Genomic DNA, 17,263 nt, shown 5'->3' with positions numbered 1-17,263 from the left:
ATCCCATGTGGTCGAGACATTACGTCCTCCTCGATAAGGTAAGCCTCACCTAACTTACATGGAGGTAGGTTCCCCGTGAACCAGAAGCGACCCAAGGTCAAGAAGTCGCGTGCCCTCGGCATTGCGCTGACCCCGAAGGCCGTCAAGTACTTTGAGGCCCGCCCCTACCCGCCGGGCGAGCACGGCCGTGGCCGCAAGCAGAACTCGGACTACAAGGTCCGTCTGCTGGAGAAGCAGCGTCTGCGCGCTCAGTACGACATCTCTGAGCGTCAGATGGCCCGCGCGTACGACCGCGCCAAGAAGGCCGAAGGCAAGACGGGCGAGGCGCTGGTCGTCGAGCTCGAGCGTCGCCTCGACGCCCTGGTCCTGCGTTCGGGCATCGCCCGCACCATCTACCAGGCCCGCCAGATGGTCGTTCACGGCCACATCGAGGTCAACGGTGCCAAGGTCGACAAGCCGTCGTTCCGTGTCCGCCCGGACGACGTCATCACCGTGCGCGAGCGCAGCCGCGAGAAGGTTCCGTTCCAGGTCGCCCGTGAGGGTGGCTACGCAGGCGAGGGCGAGACCCCGCGCTACCTGCAGGTCAACCTGAAGGCCCTGGCCTTCCGCCTGGACCGCGACCCGAACCGCAAGGAAATCCCGGTCATCTGCGACGAGCAGCTCGTCGTCGAGTACTACGCCCGCTGATCCAGCGGCCGTAGCCTCACAGGCTGGTCAGCCCGCCGGTTCCCCTCTGGGGGAGCCGGCGGGCTTCCTGTTTTCGGCGGAGCCCGAATTCCGGTACGGCGGTGGATCTCCGGCGCGATAGGGTCGGAGAAAGACGTGTCCAGTGATCAACGTGCAGAGACCTGCAGAGAGCGGTGCAACGTGTCCGGTGGAGAGGTGGCCGGGATCCTCGTGGCCGTCTTCTGGGCCATTCTGGTCTCCTTCCTCGCCGTGGTGCTGGTGAGGCTGGCCCAGGTGCTCAAGGCGACCACCAAGCTGGTGGCCGACGTGACCGAGCAGGCCGTCCCGCTGCTCGCGGACGCCTCCACCACCGTCCGCTCCGCGCGCACCCAGCTCGACCGGGTCGACGCGATCGCGAGCGACGTCCAGGAAGTCACCTCGAACGCCTCCGCGCTGTCCTCCACCGTGGCCTCCACCTTCGGCGGGCCGCTGGTCAAGGTCGCGGCCTTCGGATACGGCGTCCGCAAGGCACTGGGCAAAACCACGGAAGCCGCGCCGCAGCGGGCGTCCCGACGTACTGTGATCGTTGGCCGTACGGTGCCGGGGGCCCGGCGCCGGAAGCAGAAGGGCTGAGACCTCCGATGTTCCGCCGAGCCTTCTGGTTCACCGCCGGCGCAGCCGCCGGCGTGTGGGCCACCACCAAGGTCAACCGCCAGCTGAAGAAGCTGACACCGGAGAGCCTCGCCGCCCAGGCCGCCGACAAGGCCGTGGAGGCGGGCCACCGCCTCAAGGACTTCGCCCTCGACGTCAAGGCGGGAATGACGCAGCGCGAGGACGAGCTGAACGATGCACTGGGGCTCCACCAGGACCCCGACCGGCCCGACAACGTCACCGCCCTCCCCGGGCCGCGGCGGCTGCGGGCCATCCAGAACGACAAGACCACCCCCCTGAATGTCACGTACAACCGGAATGAGGACCACTGATGGAGTCGGCTGAAATCCGCCGCCGCTGGCTGAGCTTCTTCGAGGAGCGCGGTCATGCCGTTGTCCCTTCGGCGTCGCTCATCGCGGACGACCCGACTCTGCTGCTGGTCAACGCGGGCATGGTCCCGTTCAAGCCGTACTTCCTCGGTGAGACCAAGCCGCCGGCCCCGCGGGCCACCAGCGTGCAGAAGTGCGTCCGTACGCCGGACATCGAAGAGGTCGGCAAGACCACCCGCCACGGCACCTTCTTCCAGATGTGCGGCAACTTCTCCTTCGGCGACTACTTCAAGGAAGGCGCCATCAAGTACGCCTGGGAGCTGCTCACCAGCTCCGTGGCGGACGGCGGCTACGGCCTGGAGCCGGAGAAGCTCTGGATCACCGTCTACCTCGACGACGACGAGGCCGAGACGATCTGGCGCGACGTGATCGGCGTGCCCGCCGAGCGCATCCAGCGCCTGGGCAAGAAGGACAACTTCTGGTCCATGGGCGTCCCGGGTCCCTGCGGCCCCTGCTCGGAGATCAACTACGACCGCGGCCCCGAGTTCGGCGTCGAGGGCGGCCCGGCCGTCAACGACGAGCGCTACGTGGAGATCTGGAACCTGGTCTTCATGCAGTACGAGCGCGGCGCCGGCGACGGGAAGGAAGACTTCCCGATCCTCGGCGACCTTCCGTCCAAGAACATCGACACCGGTCTCGGCCTCGAACGCCTCGCGATGATCCTGCAGGGCGTGCAGAACATGTACGAGACCGACACCCTGCGCGTGGTCATGGACAAGGCCACCGAGCTGACCGGCGTGCAGTACGGCGCCGCCCAGAACACCGACGTCTCGATGCGCGTGGTCGCCGACCACATCCGCACCTCCGTCATGCTCATCGGCGACGGCGTCACCCCCGGCAACGAGGGCCGCGGCTACGTGCTGCGCCGCATCATGCGCCGCGCCATCCGCAACATGCGCCTGATGGGTGCCACCGGCCCCGTCGTCCAGGACCTGGTCGACGTCGTGATCAACACGATGGGCCAGCAGTACCCGGAGCTCGTCACCGACCGCAAGCGCATCGAGACCGTCGCGCTCGCCGAGGAGGCCGCCTTCCTCAAGGCCGTCAAGGGCGGCACGAACATCCTCGACACCGCCGTGACCGAGACCAAGGCCGCCGGCGGCACGGTCCTCTCCGGCGACAAGGCGTTCCTGCTCCACGACACCTGGGGCTTCCCGATCGACCTCACCCTGGAGATGGCCGCCGAGCAGGGCCTCTCCGTGGACGAGCCCGGCTTCCGCCGCCTGATGCAGGAGCAGCGCGACCGGGCCAAGGCCGACGCCAAGGCCAAGAAGACCGGCCACGCGGACATGTCCGCCTACCGCGAGATCGCCGACGGCTCCGGCGCCACCGAGTTCACCGGCTACGCCACCACCCAGGGCGAGTCCACCATCGTCGGCCTGCTGGTCAACGGCGTCTCGGCGCCCGCCGCCTCCGAGGGCGACGAGGTCGAGGTCGTCCTCGACCGCACCCCCTTCTACGCCGAGGGCGGCGGCCAGCTCGCCGACCAGGGCCGGATCAAGCTCGACTCGGGCGCCGTCATCGTGGTCCGCGACGTGCAGCAGCCGGTCCCGGGCGTCTCCGTGCACAAGGGCTCCGTGCAGGTCGGCGAGGTGACGGTGGGCGCCTCCGCGTACGCCGCCATCGACGTCAACCGCCGCCGGGCCATCGCCCGCGCCCACTCGGCCACGCACCTGACCCACCAGGCGCTGCGCGACGCCCTGGGCCCGACGGCCGCCCAGGCCGGCTCCGAGAACTCGCCCGGCCGCTTCCGCTTCGACTTCGGCTCGCCGAACGCCGTGCCCGGCACGGTCCTCACCGACGTCGAGCAGAAGATCAACGACGTGCTCTCCCGCGAGCTCGACGTCACCGCCGAGATCATGAGCATCGACGATGCGAAGAAGCAGGGCGCCATCGCCGAGTTCGGCGAGAAGTACGGCGAGCGCGTGCGCGTCGTGACCATCGGAGACTTCTCCAAGGAGCTGTGCGGGGGCACGCACGTCGGCAACACCGCCCAGCTGGGCCTGGTGAAGCTGCTCGGCGAGTCCTCCATCGGCTCCGGCGTGCGCCGCGTCGAGGCCCTGGTGGGCGTGGACGCGTACAACTTCCTCGCCAAGGAGCACACGGTCGTCGCCCAGCTCCAGGAGCTGGTCAAGGGCCGTCCCGAGGAGCTTCCGGAGAAGATCGCCTCCATGCTCGGCAAGCTCAAGGACGCCGAGAAGGAGATCGAGAAGTTCCGCGCGGAGAAGGTCCTCCAGGCCGCCGCCGGTCTCGCCGAGAACGCCCAGGACATCCACGGCGTCGCCCTCGTCGTCGGCCAGGTACCGGACGGCACGGGCGCCGACGACCTGCGCAAGCTGGTCCTCGACGTGCGCGGCCGCATCCAGGGCGACCGCCCGGCCGTCGTGGCCCTGTTCACCACGGCGAACGACCGCCCGCTGACCGTCATCGCCACCAACGAGGCCGCCCGCGAGCGCGGTCTCAAGGCCGGCGACCTGGTCCGCACCGCCGCCAAGACCCTCGGCGGCGGCGGTGGCGGCAAGCCGGACGTGGCCCAGGGCGGCGGCCAGAACCCGGCCGCCATCCCCGAGGCCATCGCCGCGGTCGAGCGCCTCGTCGTCGAGACGGTCTGACCATGACGCTGCGCCGTGGCCGCCGTCTCGCCATCGACGTCGGGGACGCCCGGATCGGGGTCGCCTCGTGCGACCCCGACGGGGTGCTCGCCACACCGGTGGAAACCGTTCCGGGCCGGGACATCCCCTTCGCCCACCGGCGGCTGCGGCAGCTCGTCGAGGAGTACGAACCCCTCGAAGTCGTGGTCGGCCTGCCCCGCTCGCTCAGCGGGCGGGAGGGGCCGGCCGCGGCCAAGGTGCGCGCCTTCGCCATGGAACTCGCGAAGGGCATCAAGCCGGTGACGGTCCGTCTGGTGGACGAGCGGATGACCACGGTCACCGCCGCCCAGGGGCTGCGGGCCTCGGGACGGAACGCCAAGAAGGGCCGCTCGGTGATCGACCAGGCGGCCGCGGTGGTGATCCTTCAGAACGCTCTTGAGACCGAACGGGTATCAGGTAATCCGCCCGGTGAGTGCGTCGAAGTGGTTGTCTGATCGCGATACGGTAACGTTCCGCGCGATGCGGCGGCATTCGAACAAGTCGTCGCCCACCACTTCAGAGGCGGAACCGGGTGCCGCGGCGGACAGGGCCGTTGCCTCCGTCTCGCGGCTCTAGGGGACCGATGACTGAGTATGGCCGGGGCCGTGACCCCGAACCGTGGCACCCGGAGGACCCCCTGTACGGGGACCGCGGGTGGACCGGGCACGAGGCCCAGCAGGCTCAGATGCCCTACGCCGGCGCCCCGCAGCAGCAGTACCCGCAGGAGCCGCAGTACCAGCAGGATCCCCAGTACCCGCAGTACCAGCAGGATCCGCAGTACCAGCAGCAGTACGTGCAGCAGGGCCAGTACCCGGAGCAGCAGCAGGGCTATGTCCCGCAGCAGCCCGATCAGGCTCACCAGCAGCTCCACCCGCAGCAGCCGGTGTACGACGGCCAGGGCCAGGGCCAGGGCTGGGACACCGGCCGGCTCCAGGCCCAGGCCCCGGCCCAGTACGCCGACGTCCCGCAGGCCGACCCGTACGTCGGCGCGGACCCGTACGCCCAGCAGCCCGTCGGCGGCTACCCGGGCGAGGCCCCCGACCTCTACGGCACGCCCGAGGCCTACCCGCCGCCGCAGCCCCCGGGCCGGCGCCACCTGGTCACGGAGCAGGAGGAGGAGCCGGAGTCCGAGTACGCCGAGGAGACGGCCGACGGGGGCTCCTCGGTGCCGCCCGGCGAAGACGGCGACTCCGACACCCCGGGCGGCGGCGGACGCCGCGGCCGCTCGAAGGACAAGAAGCCCAAGGGCCGCAACGGTGCGGCGTGCCTGATCGCCGCCGTCGTGATCGTGGGCGTCCTCGGCGGTGGCGGCTACTACGGCCTGGACTACCTCAAGTCCAAGTTCAGCACCGGCGAGGACTACGTCGGCGAGGGCGAGGGCTCCGTCACCATCGACATCCCCAAGGGCACCGGCATGGGGGAGATGGGCCGCATCCTCAAGGCGCACGGCGTCGTCAAGAGCGCGGACGCGTTCGTCGCCGCCGCCAAGGCCAACCCCAAGGGCGGCGCCATCCAGGCAGGCTCCTACACGATGAAGGAGCACATGTCGGGCAAGGCGGCCGTCGACCTGATGGTGGGCGGGGCCGGCGTCAACGCGCTGGACGTCATCCCCGGCTGGAAGACCAACCAGGTCTACAAGGCCATCGACGAGCGGCTCAAGCTCAAGGAGGGCACGACCAAGGACGTCGCCACCAAGGAGGCGAAGAACCTCGGTCTGCCCGAGTGGGCGAACAACAACAAGGACATCAAGGACCCGCTGGAGGGCTTCCTCTACCCGGCCCGCTACGACCTCAGCAAGGACGCGACCCCCGAGTCGATGCTCAAGCAGATGGTGGCCAAGTCCAACGAGGCCTACGCCGGCGCGGACCTCAAGGGGCAGGCGGCCAAGCTGGGCCTCGCCAACCCGCTCCAGCTCGTCACCGTCGCGAGCCTCGTCCAGGCCGAAGGCAAGTACCAGCACGACTTCGACAAGATCTCCCGGGTCGTCTACAACCGTCTCAAGCCGGGCAACACCGAGACGTACGGCCTGCTCGACTTCGACTCCACGGTCAACTACATCAAGGGTTCGAGCACCCTGGACGTCGGTTCAGTCAACGACCTCCGCAAGATCGACGACCCGTACAACACGTACAAGATCAAGGGCCTCCCGGCCGGCCCGATCGGCAACCCCGGCCCCGACGCGCTCAAGTCGGCGATCAACCCGGCCACCGGCCCGTGGTACTACTTCGTGTCGGTGAACGAGAACGAGACGCTCTTCGCCGTGACGAACGAGGAGCACAACAGGAACCGCCAGCGGTACGAAGAGGAACGGAAGAAGGCAGCAGGGCAGTGATACGCGCAGCCGTGCTCGGTTCACCGATCGAGCACTCCCTCTCACCGGTGCTGCACCGCGCCGCCTACCAGGAGCTCGGCCTCGACGACTGGTCGTACGACCGCTTCGAGATAGACGAGGACGCGCTCCCGCAGTTCGTCGCCGGCCTCGGCCCCGAGTGGGCCGGGCTGTCGCTGACGATGCCGCTCAAGCGCGCGGTCATCCCGCTGCTCGACGCCATCAGCGACACGGCCGCCTCGGTCGAGGCGGTCAACACGGTCGTCCTGACCGAGGACGGCCGGCGCCTCGGCGACAACACCGACATCCCCGGGATCGTCTCCGCGCTCCACGAGCGCGGGGTCGACGAGGTGGAGCGCGCCACCATCCTCGGAGCCGGAGCCACCGCCTCCTCCGCCCTGGCCGCGCTCGCCCGGACCTGCTCCGGCGAGGTCACGGTGTACGTGCGCTCCCGGGCCCGCGCCGACGAGATGCAGGAATGGGGCGAGCGCCTCGACGTGGCCGTCCGTACGGCCGACTGGGCGGACGCCGCCGACGGGCTGGGCGCCCCCCTCGTCATCGCGACGACCCCGGCACGTGCCACGGACTGGCTGGCCGCCCACGTACCGGCCGGTGCGGGCACCCTCTTCGACGTCCTGTACGACCCCTGGCCGACGGCGCTCGCGGCGGCCTGGGCGGAGCACGGCGGCCGCCTGCTCGGCGGGCTGGACCTCCTCGTCCACCAGGCGGTGCTCCAAGTCGAGCAGATGACCGGCCGGCACACCGCGCCACTGGCCGCCATGCGGGCCGCGGGCGAGGCCGCGCTGCGGGCCCGCCACTGACCGGCCGCCGCCCGACCCGCTGCCGCCGGACCCGCCGCCCGACCCGCTGCCGCCGCACCTGATGCACTGCGCGGGCCGATCTTGCCGCGTAGGGCCGCACTCGCCAGGGTGAGCCCGGGTGCACCACCGTCCGCCAGCTGGACCGGAGGGCGGCGCACCGGCCCGGACATGGGAGGATCGGGTACGGCGGGTCCGGGCCGAGCACCCGGCCGCGCCGCCGCAGTACCAGGCGCGAGCATGAGGAGCATCGTTGAGCAGGTTGCGTTGGCTGACCGCAGGAGAGTCGCACGGACCGGCACTGGTCGCGACGCTGGAGGGCCTTCCCGCCGGCGTTCCGGTCACCACCGAGCTGGTGGCCGACCACCTGGCCCGGCGCCGGCTCGGCTATGGCCGCGGTGCCCGGATGAAGTTCGAGCAGGACGAGATCACCTTCCTCGGCGGCGTCCGCCACGGCCTGTCCCAGGGCTCCCCGATCGCCGTCATGATCGGCAACACCGAGTGGCCCAAGTGGGAGACCGTCATGTCGGCCGATCCGGTCGACCCGTCGCTGCTCAAGGACACCGGCCGCAACGCGCCGCTGACCCGTCCGCGCCCGGGCCACGCCGACCTGGCGGGCATGCAGAAGTACGGCTTCGACGAGGCCCGGCCGATCCTGGAGCGCGCGAGCGCCCGTGAGACCGCCGCCCGCGTCGCCCTCGGCGCCGTCGCCCGTTCCTTCCTCAAGGAGGTCGCGGGCATCGAGATCGTCTCGCACGTGGTGGAGCTGGCCACGGCCAAGGCCCCGTACGGCGTGTACCCGACCCCGGCGGACGTCGAGAAGCTCGACGCGGACCCGGTGCGCTGCCTGGACGCGGACGCGTCGAAGGCGATGGTCGCCGAGATCGACCAGGCCCACAAGGACGGCGACACCCTCGGCGGCGTCGTCGAGGTCCTCGCGTACGGCGTCCCCGTCGGCCTCGGCTCGCACGTGCACTGGGACCGCCGCCTGGACGCGCGCCTCGCGGCCGCGCTGATGGGCATCCAGGCGATCAAGGGCGTCGAGGTCGGCGACGGCTTCGACCTGGCCCGCGTACCCGGCTCGCAGGCGCACGACGAGATCGTGGCCACCCCCGAGGGCATCAAGCGCACCTCCGGCCGCTCCGGCGGCACCGAGGGCGGTCTGACCACCGGTGAGCTGCTGCGCGTACGAGCGGCCATGAAGCCGATCGCGACGGTCCCGAAGGCGCTCGCCACGATCGACGTGGCCACGGGCGAGGCCGCGGCCGCCCACCACCAGCGCTCCGACGTCTGCGCCGTCCCCGCGGCGGGCATCGTCGCCGAGGCGATGGTCGCCCTCGTCCTCGCGGACGCGGTCGTCGAGAAGTTCGGCGGCGACTCGGTGCCCGAGACCCGGCGCAACGTCCGGTCGTACCTCGACAACCTGCAGATCCGGTGACGGGCGGACCACTGGTCGTCCTCGTCGGGCCCATGGGGTCCGGCAAGTCCACGGTGGGGGCGCTGCTCGCCGAGCGGCTCGGCGTCCCCTACCGGGACACCGACGCCGACATCGTCGCGGCCCAGGGCCGCGCGATCTCGGACCTCTTCGTCGACGAGGGCGAGCCGTACTTCCGCGAGCTGGAGCGCCGGGCGGTCGCCGCCGCGGTCGCCGAGCACACCGGAGTCCTCGCCCTCGGCGGCGGCGCCGTCCTCGACGCGGGCACCCGGGAGCTGCTGGCCGGCCTGCCCGTCGCCTATCTTTCGATGGACGTGGAGGAAGCCGTCCGGCGCGTCGGGCTGGGCGCGGCGCGCCCGCTGCTCGCCGTCAACCCGCGCCGCCAGTGGCGCGAGCTGATGGAGGCCCGCCGCCCCCTGTACACCGAAGTCGCGCGCGTCGTGGTGGCCACCGACGACCGCACCCCCGAAGAGGTCGCCCAGGCGGTCCTCGACGCTCTGGAGTTGAAGGACGTATGACAGACCAGGTGACGCGCATCCAGGTCGGCGCCAGCGCCGGACACGACGCGTACGACGTGCTGGTGGGCCGGCAGCTGCTCGGCGAGCTGGGCGGCCTGATCGGTACGAAGGCCCAGCGGGTCGCCGTGATCCACCCCGAGGCGCTGGCCTCGACCGGTGAGGCGCTGCGCGACGACCTCGCCGAGCAGGGATACGAGGCGGTCGCCATCCAGGTGCCGAACGCCGAGGAGGCCAAGACCATCGAGGTCGCGGCGTACTGCTGGAAGGCGCTCGGCCAGTCCGGGTTCACCCGCACCGACGTGATCGTCGGTGTCGGCGGCGGGGCCACCACGGACCTCGCGGGCTTCGTCGCGGCCTCCTGGCTGCGCGGGGTGCGCTGGATCGCCGTACCGACCACCGTCCTGGCGATGGTGGACGCGGCCGTCGGCGGCAAGACCGGCATCAACACCGCCGAGGGCAAGAACCTGGTGGGGGCCTTCCACCCGCCCGCCGGCGTGCTGTGCGACCTGGCGGCGCTGGACTCGCTGCCGGTCAACGACTACGTCAGCGGCCTCGCCGAGATCATCAAGGCCGGATTCATCTCCGACCCGGTGATCCTCGACCTGATCGAGGCGGACCCGGCCGCGGCCCGCACGCCCGACGGCCCGCACACCGCGGAGCTCATCGTGCGCTCGATCCAGGTCAAGGCGGACGTCGTCTCCAGCGACCTGAAGGAGTCGGGGCTGCGGGAGATCCTCAACTACGGCCACACCCTCGCGCACGCCATCGAGAAGAACGAGCGCTACAAGTGGCGCCACGGCGCGGCCGTGTCGGTCGGCATGGTCTTCGCGGCCGAGCTCGGCCGACTCGCGGGCCGGCTCGACGACGCGACGGCCGACCGGCACCGGGAGATCCTGGCCGCGGTCGGGCTGCCGCTCACCTACCGCGGCGACCAGTGGCCCAAGCTGCTCCAGACCATGCAGGTCGACAAGAAGTCCCGCGGCAACCTGCTGCGCTTCATCGTCCTCGACGGCCTGGCCAAGCCCACCGTCCTGGAGGGCCCCGACCCGGCGCACCTCATCGCGGCGTACGGCGAGGTGTCGGCGTGAGCCGCAAGGTGCTCGTGCTGAACGGGCCGAACCTGGGCCGGCTCGGGTCCCGCGAACCCGACGTGTACGGGGCCACCTCGTACGCCGGGCTCGTCGAGAGCTGCCGCGCGCTGGGCGAGGAGCTCGGTTTCGACGTCGAGGTCCGCGAGACCAACGACGAGGGCGCCATAGTGCGCTGGCTGCACGAGGCGGCGGACGGCAAGATCCCGGTCGTGATCAACCCGGGCGCCTTCACGCACTACTCGTACGCCATGCGGGACGCGGCGGCGCAGCGCACCGCTCCGCTGATCGAGGTGCACATCTCCAACCCGTACGCCCGCGAGGAGTTCCGGCACACGTCGGTCATCGCCTCGGTGGCGACCGGGACGGTGGCGGGCTTCGGCATCGGCTCGTACCGGCTGGCGCTGCGCGCGCTGGCGGACGAAGTCGCACTCTGACGGTGCTGGTGGGCGGCTCCGCCCCCGTGGTCATATAACGTTCTCGCATCAGTCGGTGGAACGAGACGGAGTGGCAGCGGATGCAGCAAGGAGTGGGGGGCGGCGGCGCGGGCTGGGGGCAGCCGGGACATCATGCGGCCGTGCCCCCGCAGCCGCCGATACCCCCTGCGCAGGGGTGGCCGGTTCCGGGGGCGCCCGCCGCGCCCCCGCAGGCGCCGGCGCCGGCTCCGCACGCGCCGCCGTATTCACCGCCGCCCGGCGGTGAGGCCACGGGGCACATCCCGCTCCCTCCCGCAGTGGCCGGCACCGGCGGGGCCACGCTGGCCGTGCTGCTGATCGGCCCGGCGGGCGCGGGCAAGACCACCGTGGCCCGGCACTGGGCCAGCACCCGGCCGGTGCCGACCGCACACGTGAGCCTGGACGACGTCCGGGAGTGGGTGTGCTCGGGCTTCGCGGACCCGCAGGCGGGCTGGAACGACCACTCCGAGGCCCAGTACCGGCTGGCCCGCCGCACCTGCGGCTTCGCCGCCCGCAACTTCCTGGCCAACGGGATCTCCTGCATCCTCGACGACGCCGTGTTCCCGGACCGGCCCGTGGTCGGCCTGGGCGGCTGGAAGCGGCACGTGGGTCCCGCCCTGCTGCCGGTCGTCCTCCTGCCCGGCCTGGAGATCGTCCTGGAGCGCAATGCCGCCCGCTCGGGCAACCGGCGCCTCTCGGACGAGGAGGTCGCCCGCATCCACGGCCGGATGGCGGGCTGGTACGGCTCCGGCCTGCCGATCATCGACAACTCGGACCTGGACGTGGAAGCCACCTCGCGCGCCCTTGACGAGGCGCTGGCGCGGGCCCTCACCGCCCCTGGTTTCTAAGCGGTCAGCTTTGGAGAAGCGTGGGGCCGCGGGCCGCGGCTAGCGTGAATTCCACGCCGAACCCACCGCTTCAGGAGTGATCATGACCACCTCTCCCACCCAGGGAATCAAGACCGTCCTGCACCCCGTCTCCGACCTGGCCGCCGCCAAGGACGTGTACACCGCGCTGCTCGGCGTCGCGCCGACGACCGACGAGCCGTACTACGTCGGCTACGAGGCCGCCGGCCAGCAGATCGGGCTCGTGCCCGGCGGCGCGGCGCAGGGCATGGCCGCGCCCGTGGCCCACTGGCACGTGCCGGACATCGAGGCGAAGCTCGCCGAGGTGACCGCGGCCGGGGGCAAGCTCAAGGACCCCGTGCGCGACGTCGGCGGCGGCCGCCTCGTGGCCACCTTCACCGACCCCGACGGCAACGTCCTCGGGCTGCTCCAGGACCGGTGACCGAGCCCCGCACAGCTGGTTGGATCGAGCCAGGCTGCCCGACCCGACAGACGGAGACACGATGAGCATGGCCAGGCCCGCGCTGCACGATGCCGACAGCCACGACCTGATCCGCGTGCACGGCGCGCGGGTGAACAACCTCAAGGACGTCAGTATCGAGATCCCGAAGCGCCGCCTGACGGTGTTCACCGGTGTCTCCGGCTCGGGCAAGAGCTCACTGGTGTTCGACACGATCGCCGCCGAGTCGCAGCGACTGATCAACGAGACCTACAGCGCCTTCGTCCAGGGGTTCATGCCCACCCTGGCCCGGCCCGAGGTCGACGTACTCGACGGTCTGACCACCGCGATCACCGTCGACCAGCAGCGGATGGGCGGTGACCCGCGCTCGACGGTGGGCACCGCCACCGACGTCAACGCCATGCTGCGCATCCTGTTCAGCCGCCTCGGCAAGCCGCACATCGGCTCGGCCAAGGCGTTCTCCTTCAACGTCGCCTCGATCAGCGGGGCCGGCGCGGTCACCGTCCGGCGCGGCGGGCAGGAGGTCAAGGAGAAGCGCAGCTTCAGCATCACCGGCGGCATGTGCCCGCGCTGCGAGGGCCGCGGCGCGGTCACCGACATCGACCTCACGCAGCTCTACGACGACACCAAGTCGCTGAACGAGGGCGCGTTCACGATCCCCGGCTACACCGGGGGCGGCTGGAACTCCCGCCTTTACACCGAGTCGGGCTTCTTCGACCCGGACAAGCCGATCCGCCGGTACACGAAGAAGGAGCTCCAGGACCTCCTGTACCGCGAGCCGACCCGTATGAAGATCGCGGGCATCAACATGACGTACGAGGGCCTGGTCCCGCGCGTCCAGAAGTCGATGCTGTCCAAGGACACCGAGTCCATGCAGCCGCACATCCGGGCGTTCGTGGAGCGGGCGGTCACCTTCACCACCTGCCCCGACTGCGCGGGCACGCGGCTCAGCGAGGGTGCGCGCTCCTCGAAGATCAAGCGGAAGAACATCGCGGAACTGTGCGCGATGGAGATCCGGGACCTGGCCGAATGGGTCCGGGGCCTGGACGAGCCCTCGGTGGGGCCGCTGCTCGCGACGCTGCTGGGGACCCTCGACTCGTTCGTCGAGATCGGTCTCGGCTACCTCTCGCTCGACCGCGCGTCGGGCACGCTGTCCGGCGGCGAGGCGCAGCGCGTCAAGATGATCCGCCACCTCGGCTCCTCGCTCACCGACGTCACGTACGTCTTCGACGAGCCCACCACCGGCCTGCACCCGCACGACATCCAGCGGATGAACAACCTGCTCCTGCGGTTGCGGGACAAGGGCAACACGGTGCTCGTCGTGGAGCACAAGCCGGAGACGATCGCGATCGCCGACCACGTCGTCGACCTCGGTCCGGGCGCCGGCTCGGGCGGCGGCACCGTCTGCTTCGAGGGCACCGTCGAGGAACTGCGGACCGGCGGCACCATCACCGGCCGGCACTTCGACGACCGGGCCGCCGTCAAGGACACCGTGCGCAAGCCCACCGGCACGCTGGAGATCCGCGGTGCCGGCACCCACAACCTCCGCGACGTCGACGTGGACATCCCGCTCGGGGTGCTCACCGTCGTCACGGGCGTCGCGGGCTCCGGCAAGAGCTCGCTCGTGCACGGCTCGATCCCGCCCGGCGAGGGTGTGGTCTCGGTCGACCAGGGCGCCATCAAGGGGTCCCGGCGCAGCAACCCGGCGACGTACACCGGACTGCTCGACCCGATCCGCAAGGCGTTCGCCAAGGCCAACGACGTCAAGCCGGCCCTGTTCAGCGCCAACTCCGAGGGCGCCTGCCCGACCTGCAACGGCGCCGGAGTCATCTACACCGACCTGGCGATGATGGCCGGGGTCGCCACCACCTGCGAGGAGTGCGAGGGAAGGCGGTTCGACTCCTCGGTGCTCGACTACCGCTTCGGCGGCCGTGACATCAGCGAGGTGCTCGCGATGTCGGTGACCGAGGCAGAGGCGTTCTTCGGGGCGGGGGACGGGCACCTCCCCGCCGCGCACCGCATCGTCGCGCGCCTCGCCGACGTCGGCCTCGGATACCTCACCATCGGCCAGCCGCTCACGACCCTCTCCGGCGGCGAGCGCCAGCGGCTCAAGCTGGCGACCCACATGGCCGACAAGGGGGGGATCTACGTCCTCGACGAGCCGACGGCCGGCCTGCACCTCGCCGACGTCGAGCACCTGCTGGGCCTGCTCGACCGGCTCGTCGACTCCGGCAAGTCGGTCATCGTCGTCGAGCACCACCAGGCGGTCATGGCGCACGCCGACTGGATCATCGATCTCGGGCCCGGCGCGGGCCACGACGGCGGCCGGATCGTCTTCGAGGGCACCCCCGCCGAGCTCGTGGCCGAGCGGGCCACCCTCACCGGCGAGCACCTCGCGGCGTACGTGGGCGGCTGACGGGGGAGCACACCCGTACGGGGCCCGGGCCCGGCGCGGCCCGGCCCCGGCGGCCCGGGCCCGCGCCGGGACCGGGCCCCGTACGGGTGTGCTCGCCAGGCCGGATGCGCGGGGCGCTCGTACGCTCGAAGACATGTCAGACGTGTATGCGACCCGCCGGGGCCTGCTTCGCGACCGCTGTGCCGCCGCGGGGAGCGCCGCCGCACTGATCACGCGTCCGGCGAACGTCCGCTACCTCACCGGGGCGTCCCCGCCGTCCGCCGTCCTGCTCGTCGGGCCGGACGGCCAGGACATGCTGTTCACCGTCGGGCCGCCCACCGGCGAGGCCGACGAGGGCCGCCTCGACGCGCGGCTCAGGCTCTCCGTACTGGCGGGCCCCGGCAGCGACGCGGCCGTCGCGGCCGGGGACATGGCCGGATCGCTGCGCGTCGAGTCGCTGGCCGTCGAGGAGCACCACCTCACCGTCGCCCGCCACCGCGCCCTGCGCTCCGTAGCGCCCAAGCTGCGGCTCGTGGACCTGGGCGGCGCCGTGGAGCAGCAGCGCCTCGTCAAGGACGAGGAGGAGATCGCCTGCCTGCGGATCGCCGCGGAGATCGCCGACCAGGCCCTCGGCGAGCTGCTGGAGTCGATCCTGGTGGGCCGGACCGAGCGCCACCTCGCCCTGGAGCTGGAGCGCCGTCTCGTCGACCACGGCGCCGACGGGCCCGCGTTCCCGACCTCCGTCGGCACCGGGCCGAACTCCGGCCGCTCCCGGCACCGGCCCTCCGACCGCCGCGTCGAGGAGGGCGACTTCCTCTCCGTCTGCCTCGGCGCCAATTACCGCGGGTACCGCTGCGAGATCGGCCGTACCTTCGTGATCGGCACCAGCCCGGCCGACTGGCAGATCGAGCTCTACGATCTTGTTTTCACGGCCCAGCGGGCGGGCCGGGAGGCGCTCCTGCCCGGCGCCGCGTACCGCGAAGTCGACCGCGCGGCGCGCTCCGTCCTGGACTCCGCGGGCCACGGTGAAGCCATCGCTCCGTCGACCGGACACGGCGTCGGCCTCGAAATCGACGAGGACCCGCAGCTTGCACCTACGGCAATGGGTAAACTGGACGCTTGCGTGCCGGTCACCGTCGAACCGGGGGTTCACCTCCCGGGCCGGGGAGGTGTCCGGATCGATGACACGCTCGTCGTGCGCCCCGAGGCGGACGGCGGTCCCGAGCTACTCACCATTACGACCAAGGAGCTGCTCGCGCTCTAGCCCGCCGCGGCGGACTGTGCGCGCACCCGTGGTCTTCCAGTGCAGGAGATTCCGCAACCGTGGCTTCCACGAACGACCTCAAGAACGGCATGGTGCTCAAGCTCGACGGCGGCCAGCTCTGGTCCGTCGTCGAGTTCCAGCACGTCAAGCCCGGCAAGGGCCCGGCCTTCGTGCGCACCAAGCTCAAGCACGTGCTCTCCGGCAAGGTCGTCGACAAGACGTTCAACGCCGGCACGAAGGTCGAGACGGCCACCATCGACCGCCGCGACATGCAGTTCTCGTACATGGACGGCGAGTACTTCGTCTTCATGGACATGCAGACCTACGACCAGCTGATGGTCGACCGCAAGGCGGTCGGCGACGCCGCCAACTTCCTCATCGAGGGCTTCACCGCCTCGGTCGCCCAGCACGAGGGCGAGGTGCTCTACGTCGAGCTCCCGGCCGCCGTCGAGCTGGTCATCGAGCACACCGACCCCGGCGTCCAGGGCGACCGCTCCACCGGTGGCACCAAGCCCGCCAAGCTGGAGACCGGTTACGAGATCCAGGTCCCGCTCTTCGTCACCACCGGCGAGAAGGTCAAGGTCGACACCCGCACCTCCGACTACCTCGGCCGGGTGAACAGCTAACCGTGGCTGCCCGCAGCAACGCGCGCAAGCGCGCATTCCAGATCCTGTTCGAGGCCGACCAGCGCGGGGTGCCCGTGCGCGAGGTCCTCGCGGACTGGATCCGCCACGCGCGGTCGGACGACCGGCAGCCGCCCGTCAGCGCCTTCACGATGGATCTCGTCGAGGGGTACGCCGACAAGGTGAACCGCATCGACGACCTGATCGTCACCTACGCCGTGGACTGGGAGCTCGACCGCATGCCGGTCGCGGACCGGAACATCCTGCGGCTCGGTGCCTACGAGCTGATCTGGGTGGACGACACCCCGGACGCCGTGGCCATCGACGAGGCCGTCCAGCTGGCCAAGGAGTTCTCGACGGACGAGTCCCCCTCGTTCGTGAACGGGCTGCTGGCCCGCTTCAAGGACCTGAAGCCGAGTCTGCGCCGGGGCGAGTAGCCCCCGGCGGTTCGGCGAGAACGGCAGGGCCCGCAGCGCACGCGCGCTGCGGGCCCTCCGTCCGTTCCGGGGAGCCCGCGGGCCGGCGGGCGCAGGACCGGCGGCGAGAAGACCGGTACGCGAAAACCGGCGTGGGGGGGGGGGCCCCCCCGGGGCCCCGCCCCCCCCCCGCGCGGGGGCCCCGGGGGGGGGGGGCGGGGCGGGGCGGCCGGGGGGGCCCCCGCCCCCCCCGCCCCCCCCGCGCGCACCCCCCCCCACAG

Annotated in this window: 17 protein-coding genes; all 17 read left to right on the top strand. The window is 71.4% G+C overall.

Going from position 1 to position 17,263, the window contains the following annotated elements; genetic code table 11:
- Positions 1–75: 75 nt before the first annotated feature.
- Positions 76–687, top strand: a complete 612-nt coding sequence (gene rpsD, locus ACIBAD_RS20890; protein ID WP_030026606.1) for a 30S ribosomal protein S4 — start codon at positions 76–78, stop codon at positions 685–687.
- A gap of 180 nt (positions 688–867) precedes the next feature.
- A complete protein-coding gene (locus tag ACIBAD_RS20885) occupies positions 868–1,299 on the top strand; it encodes a DUF948 domain-containing protein (protein WP_134074657.1) in 432 nt (143 codons plus the stop codon).
- Between the two features lie 8 nt (positions 1,300–1,307).
- Complete coding sequence (locus tag ACIBAD_RS20880; RefSeq protein WP_134074656.1) at positions 1,308–1,649, top strand: DUF6167 family protein; 342 nt, start codon at positions 1,308–1,310, stop codon at positions 1,647–1,649.
- Entirely contained in the window at positions 1,649–4,318 is a 2,670-nt protein-coding gene (alaS, locus tag ACIBAD_RS20875; RefSeq protein WP_134074655.1) for an alanine--tRNA ligase, read from the top strand. The genes ACIBAD_RS20880 and alaS overlap by 1 nt, the downstream gene beginning before the upstream one ends.
- A 2-nt stretch (positions 4,319–4,320) precedes the next feature.
- Positions 4,321–4,791 carry a Holliday junction resolvase RuvX gene (ruvX, locus tag ACIBAD_RS20870; RefSeq protein WP_030157428.1) on the top strand — a complete coding sequence of 157 codons (471 nt, stop codon included), beginning with the start codon at positions 4,321–4,323 and terminating at the stop codon, positions 4,789–4,791.
- 128 nt (positions 4,792–4,919) lie between these two features.
- Complete coding sequence (mltG, locus tag ACIBAD_RS20865; RefSeq protein WP_398908000.1) at positions 4,920–6,668, top strand: endolytic transglycosylase MltG; 1,749 nt, start codon at positions 4,920–4,922, stop codon at positions 6,666–6,668.
- Positions 6,665–7,486 (top strand): shikimate dehydrogenase, encoded by an 822-nt coding sequence (locus ACIBAD_RS20860; protein WP_134074653.1) that lies wholly within the window; start codon positions 6,665–6,667, stop codon positions 7,484–7,486. Before mltG ends, ACIBAD_RS20860 begins: the two co-directional genes overlap by 4 nt.
- Positions 7,487–7,736: 250 nt before the next feature.
- Positions 7,737–8,921: a chorismate synthase gene (aroC, locus tag ACIBAD_RS20855; RefSeq protein ID WP_119096521.1), complete on the top strand. Its 1,185-nt coding sequence runs from the start codon at positions 7,737–7,739 to the stop codon at positions 8,919–8,921.
- Complete coding sequence (locus ACIBAD_RS20850) at positions 8,918–9,436, top strand: shikimate kinase (protein WP_134074652.1); 519 nt, start codon at positions 8,918–8,920, stop codon at positions 9,434–9,436. The genes aroC and ACIBAD_RS20850 overlap by 4 nt, the downstream gene beginning before the upstream one ends.
- Positions 9,433–10,524, top strand: coding sequence for a 3-dehydroquinate synthase (gene aroB / locus ACIBAD_RS20845; protein ID WP_030157438.1), 1,092 nt, complete (start codon positions 9,433–9,435; stop codon positions 10,522–10,524). Before ACIBAD_RS20850 ends, aroB begins: the two co-directional genes overlap by 4 nt.
- Positions 10,521–10,961, top strand: coding sequence for a type II 3-dehydroquinate dehydratase (aroQ, locus tag ACIBAD_RS20840; RefSeq protein ID WP_053694012.1), 441 nt, complete (start codon positions 10,521–10,523; stop codon positions 10,959–10,961). The genes aroB and aroQ overlap by 4 nt, the downstream gene beginning before the upstream one ends.
- 80 nt (positions 10,962–11,041) lie before the next feature.
- The gene (locus tag ACIBAD_RS20835; RefSeq protein ID WP_398907999.1) at positions 11,042–11,827 is read left to right on the top strand and encodes an AAA family ATPase; all 786 of its coding nucleotides are present in this window, start codon (positions 11,042–11,044) and stop codon (positions 11,825–11,827) included.
- Positions 11,828–11,909: 82 nt separating this feature from the next.
- On the top strand, positions 11,910–12,266 hold the full coding sequence (locus tag ACIBAD_RS20830) for a VOC family protein (RefSeq protein WP_134074650.1): 357 nt from the start codon (positions 11,910–11,912) through the stop codon (positions 12,264–12,266).
- 61 nt (positions 12,267–12,327) lie between these two features.
- Complete coding sequence (locus ACIBAD_RS20825; RefSeq protein WP_398907998.1) at positions 12,328–14,700, top strand: ATP-binding cassette domain-containing protein; 2,373 nt, start codon at positions 12,328–12,330, stop codon at positions 14,698–14,700.
- A 133-nt stretch (positions 14,701–14,833) separates the two neighbouring features.
- Entirely contained in the window at positions 14,834–15,943 is a 1,110-nt protein-coding gene (locus ACIBAD_RS20820) for an aminopeptidase P family protein (protein ID WP_134074649.1), read from the top strand.
- Positions 15,944–16,002: 59 nt separating this feature from the next.
- Complete coding sequence (gene efp / locus ACIBAD_RS20815) at positions 16,003–16,569, top strand: elongation factor P (protein ID WP_053694008.1); 567 nt, start codon at positions 16,003–16,005, stop codon at positions 16,567–16,569.
- Positions 16,570–16,571: 2 nt separating this feature from the next.
- Positions 16,572–17,003 carry a transcription antitermination factor NusB gene (gene nusB, locus ACIBAD_RS20810; RefSeq protein WP_030157452.1) on the top strand — a complete coding sequence of 144 codons (432 nt, stop codon included), beginning with the start codon at positions 16,572–16,574 and terminating at the stop codon, positions 17,001–17,003.
- Positions 17,004–17,263 lie beyond the last annotated feature (260 nt).

Source organism: Streptomyces sp. NPDC051109 (assembly GCF_044455885.1).
Classification (GTDB): Bacteria; Actinomycetota; Actinomycetes; order Streptomycetales; family Streptomycetaceae; genus Streptomyces.
This window is presented reverse-complemented; position numbering and strand designations above follow the sequence as displayed.